Consider the following 22049-nt stretch of genomic DNA (forward strand, 5'->3'; position numbering starts at 1 on the left):
AAGGTAAAACCGTTTCAACTGCATAAGTAAGACCTTTAACCTAAGATTTTTAATAAAAAATTACTTTTTTCTACTTAATATGTGATGTTCATTTAATAAAAATTGATTGCGCGAATTTCTAACAGATTGAATTCTTTCTTCCGCCATTCGATCTGCTGCAACATATGTAGGAATATTATCACGTTTGGATATTTCAAATACTTTCGTTAAGCTATCATAAATGGTTTCAACTTTTCTTAATGCACGGGCTTGATCATAGCCTGTCAATTCATCTGCTACATTAATTACTCCGCCAGCATTGATAACATAGTCAGGAGCATAAACAATTCCTTTTTCATATAGAATATCTCCATGCACACTTGATTTAAGTTGATTATTTGCAGATCCGGCAACTACTTTCGCTTTCAGTCTCGGAATCGTATCATCATTTATCGTCGCACCTAATGCACATGGTGCATAAATATCACAATCAACATCATAGATATCATTCGGGTCAACTGCAGTAGCACCATATGCTTCAACAGCACGGTTCACAGCCTCTTTATTTATATCTGACACAATTAATTTTGCGCCTTCCTTATGCAAATGCCCGCATAATGCAAAAGCTACATTACCTACACCTTGAACGGCAATGGTCCTGCCCTCCAACGAGTCATCGCCATACGCTTCTTTTGCAGCTGCTTTAATCCCTTTATAAATACCATATGCAGTAACTGGTGAAGGATTGCCTGATGAACCTGAAAGTCCTGTAACATAGTCCGTTTCTAAATGAATTAAATCCATGTCATCAACAGTTGTTCCAACATCTTCAGCAGTAATATATCTTCCGTTTAATCCTTGAATATATCGTCCAAACGCTCGAAACATTTCTGGATTTTTATCCTTTCTCGGATCACCAATAATAACCGTCTTACCACCACCTAAATTTAAACCAGCAGCAGCATTCTTATAAGTCATTCCTTTCGCTAATCGAAGCGCATCTTCAATCGCAGCCTCTTCAGAACTATATGTCCACATTCTAGTCCCGCCTAAAGCTGGACCTAATGTCGTATCATGTATAGCAATAATCGCTTTTAAACCTGAATTTTTGTCCTGACAAAATACTAGCTGTTCATAATCGTATTTTTCCATATAAGTAAAAATTTCCATTTTAATACCTCCTACTAATAGTAACTATTATATATTCATTTCCAAATATGTACAAGAAATTAAAGTAAACTTGGTATGTCTGCAGTTTTAAGAATTGAAAACCCCAAAAATGAAAGCGCTTTATTACAGAATACATAACAAAGAAAAATATTGCAATCCAAAATATCAGTACAAAAAATGGGCGATTTTCACGATTTATTCAACTTTACTTAAAGTGCGAAGTAACCATCTTAAATTAGTTCGCTTATTAAATCGACCGAATGTTACCATTCCTGCAGTTTCGTTAAAGTTTCCATATTTATATCATACTTTACAAGCGTTTGTTAAGCAAAACCAAAATTAAGCTCCACTATCTGAAGTTTCACTTAATCCTAAATTTTGATATACTTAAACTTAGAAATTGCAAAAAGGATTAGAGGGAAAATGCAATGATTAGAATTATCGCCTTACTATTATTATTTATACCCGGGTTTTTAACCGTTTTCGGAATTAAAATGATGCGTGATTCCTTGTTTTCGGAATTTTATCCTATCTTCTTTAATTCAGGAATACAATTTGTCATCGGATTTCTCTTTACAATCGGAGGAATTGCGTTTCTTGGTGGCTTTGTCATCTACCGTGACCGGAAAAAGGAACATAATATGAAAGAGAACAAATTAGAAAAACTCGAAAAGGATGGATAATTCCATCTTTTTTTGTTCTTTTAACTGAAAATGGTGAGAATTATGGTATGATAAGAAAATATTATTGTTTTCAGGAGGATTTGGGATGAAGGTAGCAAAGTTTGGTGGAAGTTCACTAGCAAATGCAACACAAATTAAAAAGGTTGGCGAAATCATTAAAAGTGACCCGGAAAGAAAGTTTATCGTTGTTTCTGCTCCTGGGAAGAGAGATCAAGCAGATACAAAGATGACCGATTTACTTATTCAAATGGGCGATTCCTATATAAATGGATTACAATATGAAGACGACTTTCTACGGATTATGGATAGATTTGCTGAGATAACCGAAGAATTAAATCTTTCAAATGAATTATTAAATGAATTTGAATCGACAATTAAAACTGTTTTGACAAAAGATCAAATAATTACAGATAAATTAGACGCAATAAAAGCAATTGGTGAAGACAGCTCAGCGAAGATTGTAAGTGCATATTTACAAAGTCTTGGTCTAGATGCACATTATATAAATCCATTAGATGCAGGAATCATTGTTAGCGATGAACCAGGAAATGCACAAATACTGCCTGGAAGCTTAGCAAAAATATATTCATTGCATCAAAAAGATGGGATATTGGTTATACCTGGATTTTTTGGATATACGGAACAAGGGAAACTTGCTACTTTTTCTAGAGGTGGCTCTGATATCACCGGCTCAATTATAGCTGCTGGTGTTAAAGCAGAGTTATATGAGAACTTCACTGATGTTAACTCAGTATACTCCGTGAATCCAAATATTGTAGAAAACCCGAAAGAAATCACTATATTAACGTATAAAGAAATGCGCGAATTGTCATATGCAGGTTTTTCTGTTTTTCATGACGAGGCATTAATACCGGTAATTAAAGAGAAGATTCCTATCTGCATTAAAAACACAAATAATCCTGATGCACAGGGTACATACATTGTTTCAGAAAGAGAAGTAAAAGAGGATGAATGTGTATCTGGAATTGCTAGTGATACTGGTTTCTGCAGTTTATATGTTAGTAAATACTTAATGAACCGTGAAATTGGATTTGGTCGTAAGTTATTAGGAATTCTAGAGGATGAAGGAATTTCATTTGAGCATGCCCCCTCAGGGATTGACGATATGTCCGTTATCATTCGTGAGAGGAATTTTCCCCCTGCTAAAGAGGCAATTGTTTTAAATAGAATAAAAGAAGAACTGCATGCTGATACTGTTAGCCTGCACCGAGGAATCGCTATAATTATGGTGGTTGGTGAAGGTCTAGTAAATACTATTGGTGTTGCCAATAAAGCAATTTCAGCTTTAGCAGAAGCAAGAGTCAATATTGAAATGATAAACCAAGGTTCTTCAGAAGTTTCCATGATGTTCGGGATACAATCATCGGATATTGATCGAGCAATTAAATCAATATACCGTGCGTATTTTGAAAAAAACAATTAATATAAAAAAGGCTGTGACCTATGATTTAGGTCACAGCCTTTTTTTATGGCTGGATAAGAATGTAAAAAATTAAGAAATTCTCTTTATCATGAGGCACGATTCTCTAAGCGTAAGCGATCAGCGACCATTGCGATAAATTCACTATTGGTTGGTTTTGCTTTTGAAATATTTATCGTGTATCCAAATAATGCTGAAATTGAATCTATATTTCCTCTGCTCCATGCAACCTCGATAGCATGACGAATCGCCCGTTCTACTCGCGATGCTGTCGTATTAAACTTTTTGCCTATTTCTGGGTAGAGTACTTTCGTTATAGATCCTAGTAACTCGATATCATTATAAACCATTGTAATCGCTTCTCTTAAATACATATAACCTTTAATATGTGCAGGAACGCCAATCTCATGAATAATATTTGTAATACTTGCCTCTAGGTCCAGTTTCTTTTTATCCTTTTTCGTTCCTTTATTCATACTCTTATTAACAGTATAATTTCCTTTTACTTGACGGACTTGATCACCTAAATTATCTAGATCAAATGGTTTTAATATAAAATAAGATGCACCCAAATCGACTGCTTTCTTCATAACTTCTTCTTGACCAAAAGCAGTTAGCATAATTACATTTGGTGTTGGTTGATTATCTCTGTTCTTAATTGTCTGAAGTACTGCTAATCCATCGATATGTGGCATAATAATGTCTAATATTAATACATCTGGCTCTAATTCGTCTAACAGCATTAAACAATCTCTGCCATTATATGCTTTACCAATTACCTCAATATCTGGTTGTTCATCAAAATACTCTTCCATCATTTGTACAAGTTCCTTATTATCATCAACTAAAACTATACTAGTTTTTTCCAAAGTTGCCCCTCCTTTTATATATGTAACGATTAGTCATATCCTATTCTAATTATTCTACAAAAATTGCGATTATCCTTTTTTTATTTCAAAAAGCTTTAAATAATTTTTCTATTGCTACTTTTCCCTTAAAATAGTTTAAATAAACAAGAGCATTTACGAACACAAAAAAATACTTGTAATGGAGAATTCCACTACAAGTTAATTGATTAGCTTGCTTTTTTATTTGATTTATAAATATTTATGCCTGCATCCTGTAACATCCACTCTATATGAACACCATATCCGGATGTTGGATCATTTACAAATACATGGGTTACCGCGCCAATTACTTTTCCATCCTGGATAATCGGACTGCCACTCATACCTTGAACAATTCCACCTGTTCGTTTTAGTAATTCAGGATCTGTAACCTTAATTACCATACCTTTCGTTGCTGGGAACTTCTGTGCTACACTACTCACTATTTCCACATCAAATTCTTCTACTTTTTCATCTTCTACAACGGTGAGTATTTTTGCAGGCCCTTCTTTTACCTCATGTGATAAAGCTATCGGTAGTGCTTCTTTATATTTTTCGTTTTCAACTGCCTGATTAAGTTCACCAAAAATCCCGAATGGACTATTCTTTGTTATTGTACCAATTTTATTATTTTCAACCGAGAAGCTGGCTTGCTTTTCGCCAGGGGTTCCATTATTTCCTTTCTCAATTGCAGTAACTGAAGACCTTACAATAGTTCCATTGTGTATTTCGATTGGTTTTTTTGTATCCATATCAGAGATAACATGCCCTAATGCGCCATATTTTTTTGATATCGGTTCATAAAAAGTCATCGTACCAATTCCGGCAGCAGTATCTCGTATATATAAACCAATTCTATATTGATTATTTTGTTTATCTAAAACAGGATGAAGGGTTGTTTTGATTTCTTCCTTTCCTCTTTTAATCGTTACATTTAAGTCACGATTAACCTTACCTGCCTCATCAACATAACTTTTTATTTCATTCATCGATTTAATCGGCTCACCATTTATCTTCAAAATAACATCTCCAACGTTTATATTCGCAATTTCTCCTGGTGACTTTCCACCTTCAGTACCATTTACAAGATGATGTCCCACAACAAGAACTCCGAGGGTGTGTAATTGCACACCAATTGATTGCCCACCAGGCACAACGCGAATGTCATTTAATACAGATAAGTCTACTTTTTTAATTGGAACACCAGCTGCTTCATATACTAACTCGCTCTTCCCCGATTCTTTTGCATAAAATTCTGAGGAATCAATCGCAAGTACACTTTCATCAGAAGTTTCCATGGCAATATCTTTGCCCAGAGTTGGTATTTCAATCGGCTCTTCATTTTGAATTGTTACAAGCTCATTGGGTATCGTTAAATATTTCTGTACTGGAGTAGACAGGGGGATTGCAATACATGCAATCAGGAGTATAACGCCAATACAAATTCGAATCGTATTCATATATTTATTCAACCGTTTCACACTCCTATACCTAACCCATACCACTTTACTCTTTCTATACACCTAATTTGACCTAATACAGGTCATTTTAAACTGGATATACTTATGAAAAATGTTTAAGATTACCTCTATTTTTATTGAAAACATATGTATAAGCTGTTCTGTAAACAGATTGCTTTTATGCCTGTTTATAATTGGCAGGCAACCCTTATTTCAATTTAAAATCAACTGATTTGTAGTTAATATCCATAAAAAAAGCCAGATGCTTAGAATGTCATTCATTCCCTCCATCGGTAAATAAATGTATACTCTAGCTTCTGACTTTATAACGAATATTATACTTCAACCTGCTTTAAATGTTGAGGCGAGTTCAAGTAATTCTTTTGCGTGTTCTTTCGCAGTTTCGGTTAATTTTGTTCCGGTAATCATCCGACTTAGTTCATTAATTTGATCTTTTACTGTTAATTCTTCCATCTGTGTAATCGTTCGTTTGTTTTTCTCAACTTTTTTAATGAATTTATGTGTATCTGCCATAGCAGCTACTTGTGGTAAATGCGTAATACAAAGAACTTGTGAATCAACAGAAATCTGATATATTTTCTCAGCTATGGCTTGGGCAACTCGTCCACTTACACCTGTATCTACTTCATCAAAAATTACACTTGTTACACCCTGATGTTTTGCGAAGATTTTTTTTAGTGCTAGCATAATACGGGAGAGTTCTCCACCAGAAGCTACTTTGCTCAGTTCTTTTAGCGGTTCCCCTGGATTCGTTGAAATCATAAAACGAACCTGGTCGAATCCATCCTTAGTTAGTAAATACTTGCCATCATTCAAATGATTTTCTTCGTTATCAAAGGAAATAGCAAATGAAGCCTTCTCTAAATACAGTCCTTTAAATTCTTTATAAATTGCTTTCGTTAAAGAATTGGCTGCTTTCTTCCTAATATCATGTAGCTGTACTGCTTCTAGGTATGCATCTTTTTCTATCTCTTCTATTTGTTGATTCAATGTAGAAAGATGGGAATCTTTATTTGTAATTTGTTCTAATTCCTCTTCGACCTTCGCCATATACTCAAGTATTTCTGTAACATTTGATCCATACTTTTTCTTCAATCTATTTATTTCATTTAAACGATTCTCTATTTCATTCAAGCGCTCTGGGTTATATTGTAATTCTTCGAGTTGACTGCGGAGTGCATAAGTAATTTCCTCTAGTGCGTAATAATGATTCGAAAGCTCTTCTGCCTTCTCCGTAATAAAAGGATCATATGCTTTACTATCCTGCAATGCTAATTGTGCTTGATTTAGCCACTCCAGCCCTTTTTGTTCTCCGTAAAGAGCGGTATACGAATCCTGAAGTGATTGATAAATGCGTTCAAAGTTAACAAGTGAACTTCTTTCTTCTTCAAGCAGGACATCCTCATTTGGGGAAAGGTTTGCCTGTTCTAATTCTTTTTTTTGAAATTCTAATAGGTCTAAGCGATGTGCTATTTCTTGTTCATTTTCACTTAGCTTTTTATAACGTGCTTTTAGAGAAGTTAGCTTGCCATATAAATGACTATATTCTTCTTTTGCTTTTGCCATTGACTTCGGATCATACATATCAAGTAGATCGAGATGGTGCTCTGGATCCATTAATGATTGGGTTTCATGTTGACTGTGTATATCTATCAATGTCTTACCGAACTCCCGTAATATAGCTAAGGTAACTAACTTACTATTAACACGGCATATACTTTTGCCAGAGATTGTAATAATTCGTTCGAGAACGACTTGTTCATCTGTAATCTCAATCCCAAATTGCTTGCCAACATTGTAAATAGCATGTTTGTCATTAGGAATGAAAAATAACCCTTCAATTTCCGCCCGTTTCGTACCATGCCGTACAAACTCTACTGATCCTCTACCGCCAGCTAATAATTGGATTGCGTCAATGATGATAGACTTCCCAGCCCCTGTTTCCCCTGTCAACACGGTTAACCCTTCATTAAAATTAATTGAAATTTCATCGATTATTGCAAAATCACGAATTGATAATTCTGTTAGCATGGATATCATTCACCTCATTAAAAAGTACACATAATCATAACATGTTAATAAAGCGTTCTTTGAGGTCAATCGCTTGTTCCTCTGTTCTACATATGATTAAGCATGTATCATCCCCACAAATCGTCCCCATTATCTCTTCCCAGTCCAAATTATCAATTAGCACTCCCATTGCCTGTGCATTACCTGGCAAGGTTTTCAAAACAATAAAATGGCTAGTATGATCAATTTTCACAAATACGTCAGCAATTAATCGTTTGAGTTTTTCAAATGGATTAAACCGAGAATCGGCTGGCAAGCTATATTTATATGTGCCATTATTTGTCGGAACCTTAACTAATTGCAGTTCTTTTATGTCACGAGAGATAGTCGCTTGGGTCACGTTTTTCCCTAATGATCGTAAACGATCAACAAGTTCATCTTGCGTTTCAATTTCGTTTTCAGAAATCAATTCACGTATTTTCAAATGCCGCTGAATCTTACTCATGTTACACCCCCTGTACGTTTTAATTTCTATTTTAGCGAAGTATGGGCATCCTCAACAATATTATCGATTTGATCGATAACCTCACGCCGGTGCTGGTTCCCTGTCATCCAGCCTAAATGGGCTAAAAATTCGATATTGCCTTCCCCGCCCGTAATTGGTGAAAATGTTAAGTTTATTAATTCATATTGCTCATCAGTTGCAAATGCAATCACTTCACGTAATACCTCTAGATGAACATTTTTATCGTTAATAATCCCCTTCTCACCTACTTGCTCTCTCCTAGCTTCGAATTGCGGTTTTATCAAGACAACAACATCACTTTGTGGCGCGAGCAATTGATTTAGCACTGGCAGTATTTTTTTTATAGAAATAAAGGAAACATCGACACTTGCAAAATTAGGTGTGCCTTTTATTAGCATATCTGGTGTAACATAACGAAAATTAGTTCTTTCCATTACAACTACACGAGCATCGTTTCTTAATTTCCAGTCCAATTGATTATAACCAACATCGATCGCATAGCTAAGCTTCGCTCCATGCTGTAAGGCACAATCAGTAAAACCTCCTGTTGATGATCCTACGTCAATTAAAATTTTACCCTCGGCCGAAATATTAAATACTTTTAACGCTTTTTCTAATTTTAACCCGCCACGACCGACATATGGAATGGATTTTCCTTTTACTGTTAACGTAATATTTTCGTCTATTTTCATTCCTGGTTTATCTAAACGTTCCTGCTCGTTGAACACGAGCCCAGCCATTATGATACGCTTTGCCTTATCAATATCTTCTATTAGATTTCGTTCAACTAATAATTCATCCAACCGTTTTTTGCTCATTTGTGTTAACCCTTTTCCTGTGTCACTGTATTGTTTTCTATCATTACTATATCAAATTCATCATCTTTTAGACAAATTAAAAACAAAAAAGCTAGTATGATTTCCCGTCGAGCAACATTAACAGCCGTTAACACATATGTGAAAACGGCTGTTAATGAGAATGCTATATATACATTTTCTAATGGTCCCGTCTGCTGAAATGTTCTGTTAAGTTCATTAAATAAGAATCTTCTACTTTTGCTTTCTTTAAAGCATCTTTTGCCCTTGTTACATATTGGTTTTTTAATTCAATTGCACCATCAATCCCAAGGAGCCTAGGGTAAGTGCTCTTCATACTTTCTTCGTCACTGCCTACCCGTTTACCTAATTTCGCTTCATCACCAGTAACATCAAGAATATCGTCCTGCACTTGGAAAATCAAACCTAAATAATATGCGAATTCTTCAAGATATTGCAATTGTTCTTTTGTTGCATTCCCTAGATAGGCTCCAGTTAAGATTGCAAATTTAATTAATTCGCCAGTCTTTAGCTCATGAATTTTCTCTAGTTCTTGCAATGTTACTTCGCTATTCTCTGCCTTCATATCTAATATTTGTCCGCCAATCATTCCATTTGGCCCGCTCGTATGAGACAGTATTTTGATTATCTCGATTTTTTCCTTATCATTTAATAAGGGATCATTCGCAATTACTTCAAAACTATAAGTTAGCAATGCATCCCCAGCTAATATTGCAGTTGCTTCATCGAACACCTTATGATTCGTTAATTTTCCACGGCGATAATCATCATTGTCCATAGCTGGCAGGTCATCATGAATAAGTGAATAAGTGTGAATCATTTCCAGTGCAACACTAGACGATAATCCTTTTCTATAATCATTTGCAAATGCCTCGTAGCTTGCAATTAATAAAATTGGGCGAAGTCTTTTACCACCAGCATTCATCGAGTAAAGCATCGAATCCTTTAGTTGTTTAGGGATTTTTAGTTTTTCAAGTTGATTTCTTATTTCTTGCTCGATAATCTTTATATAATGGTTCATATAATCCGTAAGATGTACTGGCACGTTTACTGTTCCTCCTGTATTTCAAATGGGGCAAATTCCCCCTGCTCGTTCATAATTTGCGTCATTTTTTCTTGAACGGAATTGAGCTTATCCCCACATAGTTTAGAAAGCGTCATTCCTTCTTGGTAGTAATTAATCGCCTTCTCAAGAGGAACATCCCCTTCTTCCAGTTTCTCTACGATAGCTTCTAACTTCTCCATTGCTTCTTCAAACGTAAGTTCATCTGTTTTCATGATTTACTTTCCTCCTCTACTTCCACTACCTGGCAATTTATTTTACCATCGCTTAATTTAATTTTAATATAATCATTTGCTTTCACTTGATTAGTTGATTTAATAATTTCATTCCCTGCCGTGTATGATAAGGAAAATCCACGTTTCATAATCTCCAGCGGATTAACTAAGAATAATTTATCAATTGTATTTGTAAGTTGTATCGATTTATTTTCAAGTAATTTAGTCATATAATAATTTTGCGATTTTATTTTTTCATCAAGCTTGATTTTAGATTGCTCGAGTTGCTTTTGTGGATGCTGAGTAATTAATCGTTTATAAAGATTTAATAATCTTGTTTCTTTTTCTTTCTTAGTTGCAATCATCTCTTTTTGTAAGCTCAGTACAAAGCTATCAAGTGCCTGTTCCTTTTGCTTGATAAGCTGTTCTGGATATCGAAAAGCATAAGCCCCTTTTAAGCGTTCCAGATGCCTCTGATGATTTCTCATTTCATTCGTTAATTCTCTCGTTAGTGATCTTGTTAGTGTATCTATCTTTTCCCTTAATTCAATCTGTGACTGTACTGCAAGCTCAGCAGCTCCAGTCGGTGTTGGTGCGCGTAAATCTGCTACATAATCACTTATCGTAATATCTGTCTCGTGGCCAACAGCAGAGATTATCGGGATTTTAGAACGAAAAATGGATTCTGCCACAATTTCTTCATTAAACGCCCATAACTCCTCAATTGAACCGCCGCCTCGACCTACGATTAACGTATCAAATAAATCTAAATTGTTAGCTAAATCGACTGCATCTGCAATAGAACGAGCTGCACTTTCTCCTTGAACCAGAACTGGTATGATTGTAACCTGTACAATTGGGTATCTTCGCTTAATCGTCGTAATAATATCTCGTACTGCTGCACCAGTGGGCGAGGTAATGACGCCTATGTGCTCTGGAAACAAAGGGATTTCTTTTTTGTGACCTTGATCAAAATAACCTTGCTTATGTAATTTTTCTTTCAACTGCTCAAAGGCTAAATATAAAGAACCTATTCCATCTGGCTCCATTTGCTGAATGTATAGCTGGTACTGACCAAAGGCTTCATAAACACTTATTTCACCTCTGATTAATACATTCATCCCATTTTCGGGTTTAAATTTTAAATATCGATTATTTCCTGCAAACATTACTGCCTGAATCTTTGCTTGATCATCTTTAATCGTCATATACATATGTCCGCGACTATGATGACTGAAATTTGATATTTCCCCCTTTAACAATACATCTTTTAAGTGTGGATCAACGTCAATTTTACGTTTAATATACTTTGTGAGGGCAGCGACTGTTAAGTACTTATTTTCCAACGCTTGCGAGTCCTTTTGCAGCCTTAATTGTATTCTTTAGCAGCATTGCAATCGTCATTGGTCCAACACCTTTTGGCACTGGTGTGACATAGGATGCTTTCTCTATTGCTCCATCAAAATCTACATCTCCAGTTAATTTTCCATTGTCTAAGCGGTTAATTCCAACATCAATTACTACTGCGCCCTCTTTAATATAATCACTAGTAATTGCATTAGCACGACCAATTGCTGCAATTAAAATATCTGCTTTCTGTGTGTACGCCTTTAAATCATCAGTTCTAGAATGACAATATGTAACGGTAGCATTTTCGTTTAGGAGCAGTTGTCCAACTGGCTTACCTACAATGTTACTCCTACCTATAATAACAGCATGCTTCCCTTCAATTTCAATATCTCTTGATTTCAGCATCGTTATTATTCCATAAGGTGTGCAGGGCAGAAACGTATCTTCACCAGTCATCATCCGTCCGATGCTGATTGGATGGAAACCATCTACGTCTTTACTTGGAGCTATGGTCTCAATAACTTCCTGTTCTCTGATTTGCTTTGGTAAAGGAAGCTGAACTAGGATGCCATGAACCCCGGGATCTTCATTTAATTTTTGGATTAGTTGAAAAAGTTCTTCCTCTGTTGTTGAATCAGGCAACTCAACTAATGAGGATGTTATCCCAACCTCACTAGCAGCTTTTTCTTTTCCTTTAACATAGGATCTTGATGCTGGATTATCTCCAACTAATACAACAGTTAAGTGTGGCGTTAATCCATTTTGAATTAATTCTGATACTTCTTCTTTCATTTCAATCCTTAATTCTTGCGCTAAATCCTTACCGTTAATTATTTCTGCTGTCATAAAATACCCACCCCTATAATAATTTAGAGCTTTTTTAAAGTTTGTTGTATTCATGTAACCATCAGATGATGTAAGTGCTAACTAGTAATAATTTTGATTTCAGATCTGTAGTGATGTTGCTATTCACACAAAAGATTTCAATCCTTTACTTCTATCAACGCCAGTTGTCAGTGGTAAGCTACTCTCCTATAAATAATTCTTCACAACCCCAGCGGAGTGAGACTAAGAAGCGCGATAGCGTGAGTAGGCTCACCAGCTCCCCTAAGGTGCGCGTAATGTATTTCTGGAGATTGGTCCTAGAGCCTTTAGCCATTAAACTAGTTTCGCACTTTATCTAAATAGCAACAAACGATAAGAAATGAGCCTAATTATAAAATAGCCTCTATTTCTCTATTCTTGATAATACCCCATTAATAAATTTACCGGATTTGTCATCACCATAAACATTGCCTAATTCAACTGCTTCGTTGATGGATACGTTTCTTGGTATATCTTCCATATACCGTATTTCATATGTGGCAATTCGTAAGATTGTTTTCTCAACAGCTGCGATACGATCTAATGACCAGTTTTCAAGATTATTTGTAATAATCGTATCGATTTCGTCCTTCACATTTGTCACGCCTTCAACTAACCCTTTTAAAAATATATTACTTTCTTCTGTCTCTAAGAATGCTGCAATTGCTTCTTGTGGTTCATTATCATTAATATCTAGTTGGAAAAGGATTTGAAATGCCTTTTCTCTAGCAGTATGTCGATTCATCGTTCATTGCTCCCTTATCGTTCTCTTTCAAATAATAACATGATTAAGAAGGCAATGCTAGATTGTGTAATCAGCGACTGCCTAAAAATGATAGAGGTCAAAAGATACAATCTTTTGACCTCCAACTTATTCTTCTACATCTGTAGAATCTTTACCTTCCATTTGAATCCCGACAACATGAATATTTATCTCTTCTATTTCAATTGCTGTCATGTTAATTAAAGTTTGTCTAATATTCGTTTGGATTTCTTGAGCTACAAGTGGGATGGAAACACCGAAATGTAAGATGACACAGAGATCAATAGTAACTCCACTCTCTGTTAATTCTACTTTAACACCTTTACTATGCGGTTTTTTCCCCAAACGTTCCGCAACACCTGAAGCAAAATTACCTCTCATTGCATAAAGCCCTTTTACTTCTGCAGCAGCTATTCCAGCAATTACTTCTATGACCTCTGGAGCAATTTCTACTTTTCCTAATGCATCATTGTCACTAACGCTTAATAATGTTTGTTCAGACATTCGATCACTCCTTATTTATGAGAATTCACGAATTTACTTCTTTTCAACTATTGGATTCTCTTCCAAGAAGTTCGTGTTGAAATCACCTTTTAGAAATATTTCATTGTCCATAATTAAACTATGGAAGGGAATCGTTGTATGCACACCTTCAATGACAAATTCATCTAGTGCGCGTTTCATTCGACTTACGACCTCTTCACGAGTCGAACCATAAGTTATTAATTTTGCAATCATGGAATCATAATACGGTGGTATCTTATAACCAGTATATGCTGCTGAATCAACTCTAACCCCATATCCACCAGGTGCTAGATACATATCAATTGTACCTGCTGATGGCATGAAGTTTTTAAAAGGATTTTCAGCATTTATTCTGCATTCCATTGCAAATCCATTAAATTCGATATCTTCTTGCTTAATTGAAAGTTCCTCATTATTAGCAATATTAATTTGTTCTTTAATTAAGTCAACCCCAGTTACCATTTCTGTGATTGGGTGTTCAACTTGAATTCTCGTATTCATTTCCATGAAGTAGAATTGTTTCGATTTACGGTCGAAAATGTATTCAATCGTTCCGGCACCAACATAATTCACAGCTTTTGCAGCTTTTACTGAAGCTTGACCCATTTGTTCTCTTATTTCCGGCGTTAATGCTGGTGATGGAGTTTCTTCAACAAGCTTTTGCAATCGTCGTTGAATCGTACAATCCCTTTCACCTAAGTGTACTACATTTCCATGGTTATCAGCTAATATTTGTATTTCAACATGACGGAAGTCTTCAATAAATTTCTCTATATATACCCCTGGATTACCAAATGCAGTTTCAGCTTCTTTTTGCGTTACTTGAATACCTTTGATTAATTCTTCTTCCGTTCTTGCAACTCGAATCCCTTTACCACCGCCACCAGCAGTAGCTTTAATAATTACCGGGAAACCAATACTTCTCGCGATTTCAAGGCCTTCATCATCATTCGCAATAATTCCATTAGAACCTGGTACGATAGGAACATTCGCATTTTTCATCGTTTCTCTAGCAACATCTTTAATTCCCATCTTTTGAATTGCTTCTGCGCTAGGTCCAATAAATGTGATATTACATGCCTTACAAATCTCGGCGAAATCAGCGTTTTCAGCTAAAAATCCATAACCAGGATGGATAGCATCGACATCTGTTAAATTCGCTACACTGATGATATTCGTGAAATTAAGATAGCTGTCTTTACTTAATTTTGGTCCAATACAATATGCTTCATCTGCTAACTGGACATGTAGAGATTCCTTATCTGCTTCTGAATATACGGCTACCGTTTCAATATCGAGCTCTTTGCATGCACGTATAATGCGAACAGCAATCTCACCTCTGTTAGCAATTAACAGTTTCTTTATCACTTACTCCATCCCCTTACTTTGACTTTACTCTGAATAGTGGCTGTCCGTACTCGACAAGCTCACCGTCTTCTACTAATATCTCAACGATTTCACCTTTAACTTCAGCTTCAATTTCATTAAATAGCTTCATCGCTTCAACGATACATACTACTGTATCGCTATCTACACTACTACCTTGTGAAACGAACTTTTCACTGTCAGGAGATGATTTAGCATAAAATGTACCTACCATTGGGGAAACAATTTCATAATCATAATCTGCTTTTGTATTATCGACTGTACTTGATGCTGCAGTTACTGGTTCTGCACTCGTTTCTTGAACCGGAGCTTCTACTTTTACACTTTCTTGTTTAATTGGAGCAGATTCATTGCTTACAAGGTCACTAATTACAGATTGCTTATTCGCTTCTTTCTTTATTGTAATTGTTGTTCCTTCTGCTTCATATGTGAATTCACTAATAGATGATTTATCAACTTGATTAATTAATTCACGGATTTCTTCTACTTTCATCATACTTGCCACCTCATTTATTCGTTTTATTATTAAATATTAGAAAAATAAGTTGTTAGCGTTTATGCAACAACCTTATGCAATTGAGAAAGTTTTAAAAACCTTCATATCTGCGAAAATTATTATTAGGTACTAATAACTCCTTCTAACATTTTAAAGAAAATAATGGATTACTTCAAGAATTAATTCATGATAAGCGCTTTTTCAAACTAATCTAATTTGGTTTTAATTCAGAAGTTACCTTTTTAAGCTTCAGAATCGTAACAAGCAACTCAACCCAAATTTCCCCTAAGACTTGTATAAATCTTGAACAGTATTCCTAGAAATTATACCAGTGTTGTAGCTGTAATGCGAATTGTAGTTCAATAAATATAAGCACATGATATAAATTATGAACTGTGTATGGTGTTGAGAGCTCACGGGCAAGTACTTCGGAAATACACTGCACTGGGATTGTGCGAGTGAAAATAAAAAAATCCAGATGTTTAATCACAACTGGATTTTCACTCTATTTTTACTACACTACTATTCTTGATCGGTTGATGGCTGGAAATTCACCTCTGTGGTAACCTCATCACCAAACTCGTCTCTCGTCATTTGCATAATATTATCTGCTTCTGTCGCCGATAACTCATCTACTTGGACATGAACATGTACTTTATCATTATCTACTCGCACAAGTACATCCTCGTATTCAGCATTACTTAATATTGTATCCTCTAATATCTTCTCTTTTGATGTTGTCGACTGAAGTAAATCGATTTCTTCCTTCGCTTGGTTTTTCTCACTCACACTGGAACTACTTGCCGCTAATACATCTTCCAGACGTTCAATTTTCATACTCCTGTCTTCGCTCACTTCCATTCGAATAGATGTAAAAAGTTCATCCTCACTCGAACTCCCAATACCAGTCACTTCGGCTTCTCCATTACTATCTGTAGCCTCAGAATCTGTTGCTACAGATTTATCCTCATTTGTTTGTCCATTATCAATAAATGCTAAATTATCATTGTTACTGCCACCAAGAATATAATAAACACTCAACACAATCATCAAACTTAGCATTGTCAATAACCAAACTGTTTGTTTTTTTAACATAAAAATCCTCCTTTTAGCTCTTTGGCATTACAGAAACTCTATGTGTTGGGACATCAAGTACACGTGATACTGCTTCTACAATCCAGCTTTTTACTGTAGCATGATCTGCACCCTTCGCTACAACAAACACACCACTAACCTTTGGTCTTTCCGTTTTCACTAATAGCGGGACCTCCTTATCACCTTGTCTTACAAAGACAATTTGCGATTCTTCAGTACGATCATCGACTTTCCTTGTCCCGCCATTTCGGTCGTTTTCATCTGTTGATTGTTCACCAATAATCAAATTTTTTTCATAGATATTTACTTTTGTTGATTCAAGATTTACCATGACCTCTGCATCTGTTACACCTTGAATTTTGTTCAACATTCCTTGCAGGTCTTGTTCATAATTCTTTTCTAATTCTGCGACATCTGATGTTAATGGTGATTCTTCAGCACTTGTCACTTCTATATCTTCAGTTTGTGGACTATTTATAGTTGGATCAAGCTCCACCTCTTCTTTGGCAGGTGAGAAAAAATTGCTCAAAATGATAATCATTAAACCAATTAAACCAAGGACAATGATATAACCAGTTTTTTTGGAAATGGGATGATTACCTCCTGTTGTATCTTTTGTTCGAAAGAAGTTTTTAAATATCTGTTTCAAGATGACCCTCCCTCCCAATTTAGTGAGATTTCCTTGTCATTAAATTCCCATATATTCTCTAGTGTTGTAATTATTCCTTGTTCATTTATACTTCCTTCATTTTGTACTGGGTTATCGGTATTTATTACGACATCTTCAACGACACTCACAGCTCCCTCCCCATTCTCTAGTTCTGATAAATGTACAATGACTTCATTTAGATTCTCATAGGTTATTTCTTGTTCGGCTGCAAAGAGGAATTCAATGTTAGTTATCTCTACCTGATATTCCTCGCTAAGAGAATCATTTGCTAAATCTTTTAATTGGACAGCCATTTGTTCTAAAATATATGCATCTTGAGTAGTTTCTATCTCTTTTTTTTGAAATTTTATTAAATTTCCAAGTGAATCATTATTTATATCTTTGTTAAGTGTTGATTGAATTGAGGATTCAACGGCTTTTTCTATATCAATATTGAATAAGTAAAAGATAGGTTTTAATAAAATTAAAATCAAGATTAATCCAACAACTAATTTGATATATTTTTTCATGCTTGTTGCTGGAATCAATAAATCGATAATTGTTGCTAGAATAATAAACAAGATTATTTGAGTGACCCACTCTATAAGAGTATCCATTGTAACCATCCTATCGCAAGAGCAGCGTAATATTACTAGCAATTACAATGATAACAATTGCTAATAGAAACATGAGTGATACTGCTAATAAGCAAGCAAGAATATATAAAATATAATTACTAATCGTGTCCAATGTTTTGATCACTGGACCATCACCAATTGGTTGCAATATAGCGGCAACAACTTTATAAATAAGTGCAATAGCAATTACTTTAATTGCTGGAAACAATGCAAAAAACAGAATAATGACTAAGCCAACAATACCCACAGCATTTTTTAACAATAATGATGCACTTAAAATCGTATCCGCCGCATCTGTAAAGGTGCGACCAACAACAGGAATAAAGTTTCCCGTTATAAATTTTGCCGTTTTCATCGCAACGCCATCTTGAATTGCACTTGTTGCGCCTTGTACTGACATAACACCCAAAAATATTGTCAAAAACACGCCAAGTGTGCCGACACCAACATTTTTTAATAATTTTGCCAAATGGGTTACTTTGTAATTCTCACTTAAACTACTTACGATTACTAATAATGCAGATACAAATAGTAATGGTAAAATAAAGTGAGAAGTTATGACACCACTCAAGTTAATAAGCAAGATAATAATCGGATGGAAAAAAGAAACGGATACAAGGTTTCCGAACGAAGCCATTAACCCTAATAAAAGTGGGATTAGCGAAATCATGAAGCTGCTCATCGTTGATATTGCTTCTACCACATAACTAACAGCAACGTAAAAACTATTTAATGCGATAAAAATCAGAACAATATAAACAACAAAATACGCAATTTTACTTACCATGCTTTGCTCAAATGCAGCATGCATTGTTTGCAATATAATTGAAAATAAAGTGAGCATTAATAACGTTCCTAGTAGTTTTCCATTGAGTATTAATTCATGAAATAAGTACTCAATAAAACCCAGCGCTATATCTTTAAATGAAAAAGATTCTTGGTTTTTGATCATTTCGTAAATTGAAGTTTTCTCTAAATCAGGTAAATAGTTTCCATATTCGTCGACAACTTGACTCCAATAATCTTGAACACTATCTAAGGAGATTTCTTCTAGCAGTGCGTCTTCTACTTCAGTTGTAGATGGATCTGCATATACACTTGCTTGTCCACTGAAGAGAAAGAGGAATGTAAGTAGAAATATTACTGCAATTTTATTAGATTTCATTCATCCTAATATCTCCCTTCAGATGAAACATTTTCTGGTAATTTAACTAGCTGGTAAAAAACTGATAATCGCTTCAATTACTGCTGTAATAATTGGAACTGCTAATAAGAGAATGAAAATCTTTCCAGCAAGCTCGATATTTTTTGCTACAGCACCTAGTCCAGCTTCTTTTGTTAAACTTGCACCAAGCTCGGCAACATAAGCGATTCCAATAATCTTTAAGATGGTTTCTAAATACATACCTTGGACATTCGCCTTCTGTCCAAGTGTTTGGATCAATTGAAAGATAACTCCGATTTGATTGATGATGGACATAAATATTATAATTCCTGTAATTAGGATTAATATAAATGCAAATGAAGCATTAATTTGCTTTAAAATAATATACAATATACTTGCAATTATTCCGAGAATCACAATTTGTAATATATCCATGTTTATTACCCCTAGAATAGAAATACGGATTTAATTTGCTGAAATAAATCAGATAGTCCATTAATTACAATAATGAGAACAATAATAAATCCGATTAAAGTTGCAAATTGCGCAATCTCTTCTTTCCCCATTTGCTTTAATATCGTATGAATCAATGCAACTATAATACCAATGCCGGCAATTTGAAATAAAATCGAGGCGTCGATAAACATGGTTACTCCCCTTTCACACTAAATGAGCAATAATACAATAAATATTCCACATAATATACCAATACTTTTAGCGAGCTTACTGTACTTATATTGTTCATCCCTTGCATCCTCGAGCTCTCGATCAAGGTGGGTTAAGGATAGCTGAATGTATTTCTGCTGCTGATAGAAATCATGCTGCCCTAATGTACGACCGAACTGCTTAAGTATTTCTCTTTCGTTTACGCCTAAGCTCGACATTTCCATTAATTTGTTTACATTTTTTTCCCATACCATATGAAAATCGATATGTTCTTTTTTCATGTTATTACCGAGTGTTTCAAAAAAGGTCTTTAACGGGTCTGGTAATTGCATTGCAATAGAGGTAAAAGCATCTTGTAATGGTAATTGACTATAGATAATTTCTGCCTCCAGTATTTGCAATGCATTTTTAAGCTGGCGAATATGTTTTGGCCGCTGAGTTAATTTATTGCTCCACTCAAACCCCATCCATGTAGTTGTACCGATGAAAAGAAGTGCCCCTATCCACTTCATTTGCGAAATACCTCGATTTCTTTAAAATATTTATCTCATTTTGATCATAGATTCGTTGAATTTGTGCAGGTTTATTTTGTTTTTCCAATATAACCATGCGCTGAAAGACCTTTTGCTCAAAAAGAATTTGTAATGAAGGCCGCTTTTTTAACTCGTCCAAATCTTGACCATGTATGGAGCAAATTATTGTAACCCCAGCATTAATTGCCTCTATTAATGCTGCAATGTCTTCTTTTCCTCCTATCTCATCTACAATTAATACATCTGGTGACATTGATCGGATCATCATCATTAATCCTTCTGCTTTTGGACAAGCATCAAGCACATCTGCACGCAGTCCAATATCATGCTGAGGCACTCCTCTGATCGAAGCAGCTATTTCTGACCTTTCATCTATCACTCCTACCTTCTTTGCCTCTGCCTTTTTCCAACCGCTAGCAATTACTCTTGTAATGTCACGAATTAGCGTAGTCTTTCCCGTTTGAGGTGGACCAATTATTAACGTATTTAAATAATTTTGCTCATAAATATATGGGAGCAATGCTATTGCTGCACCGATTTTTTCCTTAGCAATTCGAATATTAAAGAAGGTAATGTGTTGAATTGCTTTAACCGAACCTTTTAATGTATTTACTTTCCCAGCAATCCCGACTCGATGACCACCCTCAATTGTAATATAGCCTTCTCTAAGCTCATCCTCCATGCGATATAAGGAAAACGCACTTAGTTGATTGACGATGAATAAACCATCCTGTTGATTTGGGCGGTTATTTCCAATCCATTCCGTCTTCATATCGAAGCTAAGCTCCATCGGTTTATCTATACGTATCCGTATTTCTTGGAGTATATTCCAGCGGTTTCCAACCTTTTCTTTGACAGCCTGTCTAATATCGGGTGGAAATAATCGTAAAATTTCTTCCATCAAGATTCCTCATTTCATTCTTTGTAGCTTATTAATAATGTATGTTTACCTTTTAAGATTATGACGTTGGACTAATAAATTTTGAACATAAAAAAACAGCCCTGCTACACGTGCGAGGACTGTTTTGATACAATACATTAAATTAATTATGCTCTGGAAACATATTTACCGTCGGACGTATTAATAACAAGCACATCTCCTTTATTAACGAAAAATGGTACTTGTACGACATGTCCGGTTTCTACTGTAGCTGGTTTTGAACCACCGCTGGCAGTATCTCCTTTAATTCCTGGTTCTGTTTCAATAACTTCTAATTCTACTGAATTTGGAAGATCTACACCAAGAATTTCACCTTCATAAGAAATGACATGGACTTCCATGTTTTCTTTCATAAATTTAAGTTGTTGTTCGATTTGCTGTTCTGGAATTTCGATTTGTTCATATGTTGCAGTATCCATAAAAGCATGTGCGCTTCCTGAAGCATATAAATATTGCATTTTTTTATTTTCAATATGTGCTTTTCCTACTTTTTCGCCACCACGGAAGGTCTTTTCTTGAATATTTCCATTTCTAAGGTTACGGAGCTTAGAACGAACAAACGCTGCACCTTTTCCTGGTTTAACATGCTGGAATTCAAGTACCTGCCAAATATCATTATCTACTTCAATTGTTAATCCTGTTTTAAAATCATTTACTGAAATCATTGCTTATTTTCCTCCTAGACATG

At 35.2% G+C, this 22049-nt stretch carries 25 protein-coding genes; 2 read left to right on the top strand and 23 right to left on the bottom strand.

What is annotated here, in order from left to right:
• Window positions 1–60: 60 nt before the first annotated feature.
• Window positions 61–1149, bottom strand: coding sequence for a Leu/Phe/Val dehydrogenase (locus CUC15_RS11025; RefSeq protein WP_114916703.1), 1089 nt, complete (start codon window positions 1147–1149; stop codon window positions 61–63).
• Between the two features lie 428 nt (window positions 1150–1577).
• On the opposite strand from CUC15_RS11025, the gene CUC15_RS11030 reads away from it, so the two are divergent.
• Both CUC15_RS11030 and CUC15_RS11035 read left to right on the top strand, forming a co-directional pair.
• On the top strand, window positions 1578–1832 hold the full coding sequence (locus CUC15_RS11030) for a DUF2627 family protein (protein WP_114916704.1): 255 nt from the start codon (window positions 1578–1580) through the stop codon (window positions 1830–1832).
• 85 nt (window positions 1833–1917) lie between these two features.
• Window positions 1918–3276, top strand: a complete 1359-nt coding sequence (locus CUC15_RS11035; protein WP_114916705.1) for an aspartate kinase — start codon at window positions 1918–1920, stop codon at window positions 3274–3276.
• 86 nt (window positions 3277–3362) lie between these two features.
• Here CUC15_RS11035 and spo0A read toward each other — a convergent pair whose 3' ends face one another.
• The 22 genes from spo0A to efp all read right to left on the bottom strand — a co-directional run bounded on the left by spo0A (window position 3363) and on the right by efp (window position 22026).
• A complete protein-coding gene (gene spo0A, locus CUC15_RS11040) occupies window positions 3363–4172 on the bottom strand; it encodes a sporulation transcription factor Spo0A (RefSeq protein WP_278309214.1) in 810 nt (269 codons plus the stop codon).
• Between the two features lie 176 nt (window positions 4173–4348).
• Window positions 4349–5620 carry a SpoIVB peptidase gene (spoIVB, locus tag CUC15_RS11045; RefSeq protein ID WP_114918442.1) on the bottom strand — a complete coding sequence of 424 codons (1272 nt, stop codon included), beginning with the start codon at window positions 5618–5620 and terminating at the stop codon, window positions 4349–4351.
• 342 nt (window positions 5621–5962) lie between these two features.
• A complete protein-coding gene (recN, locus tag CUC15_RS11050; RefSeq protein WP_114916707.1) occupies window positions 5963–7672 on the bottom strand; it encodes a DNA repair protein RecN in 1710 nt (569 codons plus the stop codon).
• Between the two features lie 34 nt (window positions 7673–7706).
• Window positions 7707–8156, bottom strand: coding sequence for a transcriptional regulator AhrC/ArgR (gene ahrC, locus CUC15_RS11055; protein ID WP_114916708.1), 450 nt, complete (start codon window positions 8154–8156; stop codon window positions 7707–7709).
• Between the two features lie 26 nt (window positions 8157–8182).
• The gene (locus CUC15_RS11060) at window positions 8183–8995 is read right to left on the bottom strand and encodes a TlyA family RNA methyltransferase (protein WP_114916709.1); all 813 of its coding nucleotides are present in this window, start codon (window positions 8993–8995) and stop codon (window positions 8183–8185) included.
• 178 nt (window positions 8996–9173) lie between these two features.
• Window positions 9174–10058, bottom strand: coding sequence for a polyprenyl synthetase family protein (locus tag CUC15_RS11065; RefSeq protein WP_114916710.1), 885 nt, complete (start codon window positions 10056–10058; stop codon window positions 9174–9176).
• A gap of 2 nt (window positions 10059–10060) precedes the next feature.
• Window positions 10061–10291, bottom strand: coding sequence for an exodeoxyribonuclease VII small subunit (locus CUC15_RS11070; protein ID WP_114916711.1), 231 nt, complete (start codon window positions 10289–10291; stop codon window positions 10061–10063).
• Window positions 10288–11637, bottom strand: coding sequence for an exodeoxyribonuclease VII large subunit (gene xseA / locus CUC15_RS11075; RefSeq protein ID WP_114916712.1), 1350 nt, complete (start codon window positions 11635–11637; stop codon window positions 10288–10290). The genes CUC15_RS11070 and xseA overlap by 4 nt, the downstream gene beginning before the upstream one ends.
• Window positions 11627–12487: a bifunctional methylenetetrahydrofolate dehydrogenase/methenyltetrahydrofolate cyclohydrolase FolD gene (folD, locus tag CUC15_RS11080; RefSeq protein WP_114916713.1), complete on the bottom strand. Its 861-nt coding sequence runs from the start codon at window positions 12485–12487 to the stop codon at window positions 11627–11629. Before folD ends, xseA begins: the two co-directional genes overlap by 11 nt.
• A gap of 382 nt (window positions 12488–12869) precedes the next feature.
• Entirely contained in the window at window positions 12870–13250 is a 381-nt protein-coding gene (gene nusB, locus CUC15_RS11085) for a transcription antitermination factor NusB (protein WP_114916714.1), read from the bottom strand.
• Between the two features lie 126 nt (window positions 13251–13376).
• Window positions 13377–13772, bottom strand: a complete 396-nt coding sequence (locus CUC15_RS11090) for an Asp23/Gls24 family envelope stress response protein (RefSeq protein ID WP_114916715.1) — start codon at window positions 13770–13772, stop codon at window positions 13377–13379.
• 33 nt (window positions 13773–13805) lie between these two features.
• Window positions 13806–15161, bottom strand: coding sequence for an acetyl-CoA carboxylase biotin carboxylase subunit (gene accC / locus CUC15_RS11095; RefSeq protein ID WP_114916716.1), 1356 nt, complete (start codon window positions 15159–15161; stop codon window positions 13806–13808).
• A gap of 13 nt (window positions 15162–15174) precedes the next feature.
• Window positions 15175–15675, bottom strand: coding sequence for an acetyl-CoA carboxylase biotin carboxyl carrier protein (gene accB, locus CUC15_RS11100; RefSeq protein WP_114916717.1), 501 nt, complete (start codon window positions 15673–15675; stop codon window positions 15175–15177).
• 522 nt (window positions 15676–16197) lie between these two features.
• Complete coding sequence (locus tag CUC15_RS11105) at window positions 16198–16770, bottom strand: SpoIIIAH-like family protein (protein WP_114916718.1); 573 nt, start codon at window positions 16768–16770, stop codon at window positions 16198–16200.
• Window positions 16771–16783: 13 nt separating this feature from the next.
• Window positions 16784–17419, bottom strand: a complete 636-nt coding sequence (gene spoIIIAG / locus CUC15_RS11110; protein WP_114916719.1) for a stage III sporulation protein AG — start codon at window positions 17417–17419, stop codon at window positions 16784–16786.
• The gene (spoIIIAF, locus tag CUC15_RS11115; protein WP_114916720.1) at window positions 17416–18036 is read right to left on the bottom strand and encodes a stage III sporulation protein AF; all 621 of its coding nucleotides are present in this window, start codon (window positions 18034–18036) and stop codon (window positions 17416–17418) included. The genes spoIIIAG and spoIIIAF overlap by 4 nt, the downstream gene beginning before the upstream one ends.
• 10 nt (window positions 18037–18046) lie before the next feature.
• Entirely contained in the window at window positions 18047–19222 is a 1176-nt protein-coding gene (gene spoIIIAE, locus CUC15_RS11120; RefSeq protein WP_114916721.1) for a stage III sporulation protein AE, read from the bottom strand.
• A gap of 42 nt (window positions 19223–19264) precedes the next feature.
• On the bottom strand, window positions 19265–19657 hold the full coding sequence (gene spoIIIAD / locus CUC15_RS11125; protein ID WP_114916722.1) for a stage III sporulation protein AD: 393 nt from the start codon (window positions 19655–19657) through the stop codon (window positions 19265–19267).
• A gap of 11 nt (window positions 19658–19668) precedes the next feature.
• Window positions 19669–19869 carry a stage III sporulation protein AC gene (gene spoIIIAC, locus CUC15_RS11130; RefSeq protein WP_114916723.1) on the bottom strand — a complete coding sequence of 67 codons (201 nt, stop codon included), beginning with the start codon at window positions 19867–19869 and terminating at the stop codon, window positions 19669–19671.
• Between the two features lie 18 nt (window positions 19870–19887).
• Window positions 19888–20400, bottom strand: a complete 513-nt coding sequence (gene spoIIIAB, locus CUC15_RS11135; protein ID WP_114916724.1) for a stage III sporulation protein SpoIIIAB — start codon at window positions 20398–20400, stop codon at window positions 19888–19890.
• Entirely contained in the window at window positions 20345–21322 is a 978-nt protein-coding gene (gene spoIIIAA / locus CUC15_RS11140; RefSeq protein ID WP_205317599.1) for a stage III sporulation protein AA, read from the bottom strand. Before spoIIIAA ends, spoIIIAB begins: the two co-directional genes overlap by 56 nt.
• Window positions 21323–21468: 146 nt before the next feature.
• Window positions 21469–22026, bottom strand: coding sequence for an elongation factor P (gene efp, locus CUC15_RS11145; protein WP_114916726.1), 558 nt, complete (start codon window positions 22024–22026; stop codon window positions 21469–21471).
• Between the last annotated feature and the right edge of the window lie 23 nt (window positions 22027–22049).

It is taken from the genome of Oceanobacillus zhaokaii (assembly GCF_003352005.1).
GTDB classification, from domain to species: Bacteria; Bacillota; Bacilli; order Bacillales; family Amphibacillaceae; genus Oceanobacillus; species Oceanobacillus zhaokaii.

Excerpts from the sequence above, each read along its gene's own strand:
- spoIIIAE (WP_114916721.1), bottom strand. The coding sequence starts at position 19,222 with ATGAAATCTAATAAAATTGCAGTAATATTTCTACTTACATTCCTCTTT.
- spoIIIAD (WP_114916722.1), bottom strand. The coding sequence starts at position 19,657 with ATGGATATATTACAAATTGTGATTCTCGGAATAATTGCAAGTATATTG.
- spoIIIAB (WP_114916724.1), bottom strand. The coding sequence starts at position 20,400 with ATGAAGTGGATAGGGGCACTTCTTTTCATCGGTACAACTACATGGATG.
- CUC15_RS11090 (WP_114916715.1), bottom strand. The coding sequence starts at position 13,772 with ATGTCTGAACAAACATTATTAAGCGTTAGTGACAATGATGCATTAGGA.
- spoIIIAC (WP_114916723.1), bottom strand. The coding sequence starts at position 19,869 with ATGTTTATCGACGCCTCGATTTTATTTCAAATTGCCGGCATTGGTATT.
- CUC15_RS11030 (WP_114916704.1), top strand. The coding sequence starts at position 1,578 with ATGATTAGAATTATCGCCTTACTATTATTATTTATACCCGGGTTTTTA.
- CUC15_RS11060 (WP_114916709.1), bottom strand. The coding sequence starts at position 8,995 with ATGAGCAAAAAACGGTTGGATGAATTATTAGTTGAACGAAATCTAATA.
- nusB (WP_114916714.1), bottom strand. The coding sequence starts at position 13,250 with ATGAATCGACATACTGCTAGAGAAAAGGCATTTCAAATCCTTTTCCAA.
- CUC15_RS11035 (WP_114916705.1), top strand. The coding sequence starts at position 1,918 with ATGAAGGTAGCAAAGTTTGGTGGAAGTTCACTAGCAAATGCAACACAA.
- spoIVB (WP_114918442.1), bottom strand. The coding sequence starts at position 5,620 with ATGAATACGATTCGAATTTGTATTGGCGTTATACTCCTGATTGCATGT.
- recN (WP_114916707.1), bottom strand. The coding sequence starts at position 7,672 with ATGCTAACAGAATTATCAATTCGTGATTTTGCAATAATCGATGAAATT.
- accB (WP_114916717.1), bottom strand. The coding sequence starts at position 15,675 with ATGATGAAAGTAGAAGAAATCCGTGAATTAATTAATCAAGTTGATAAA.
- folD (WP_114916713.1), bottom strand. The coding sequence starts at position 12,487 with ATGACAGCAGAAATAATTAACGGTAAGGATTTAGCGCAAGAATTAAGG.
- ahrC (WP_114916708.1), bottom strand. The coding sequence starts at position 8,156 with ATGAGTAAGATTCAGCGGCATTTGAAAATACGTGAATTGATTTCTGAA.
- spoIIIAF (WP_114916720.1), bottom strand. The coding sequence starts at position 18,036 with ATGGATACTCTTATAGAGTGGGTCACTCAAATAATCTTGTTTATTATT.
- CUC15_RS11105 (WP_114916718.1), bottom strand. The coding sequence starts at position 16,770 with ATGTTAAAAAAACAAACAGTTTGGTTATTGACAATGCTAAGTTTGATG.
- spoIIIAA (WP_205317599.1), bottom strand. The coding sequence starts at position 21,322 with ATGGAAGAAATTTTACGATTATTTCCACCCGATATTAGACAGGCTGTC.
- CUC15_RS11025 (WP_114916703.1), bottom strand. The coding sequence starts at position 1,149 with ATGGAAATTTTTACTTATATGGAAAAATACGATTATGAACAGCTAGTA.
- efp (WP_114916726.1), bottom strand. The coding sequence starts at position 22,026 with ATGATTTCAGTAAATGATTTTAAAACAGGATTAACAATTGAAGTAGAT.
- CUC15_RS11070 (WP_114916711.1), bottom strand. The coding sequence starts at position 10,291 with ATGAAAACAGATGAACTTACGTTTGAAGAAGCAATGGAGAAGTTAGAA.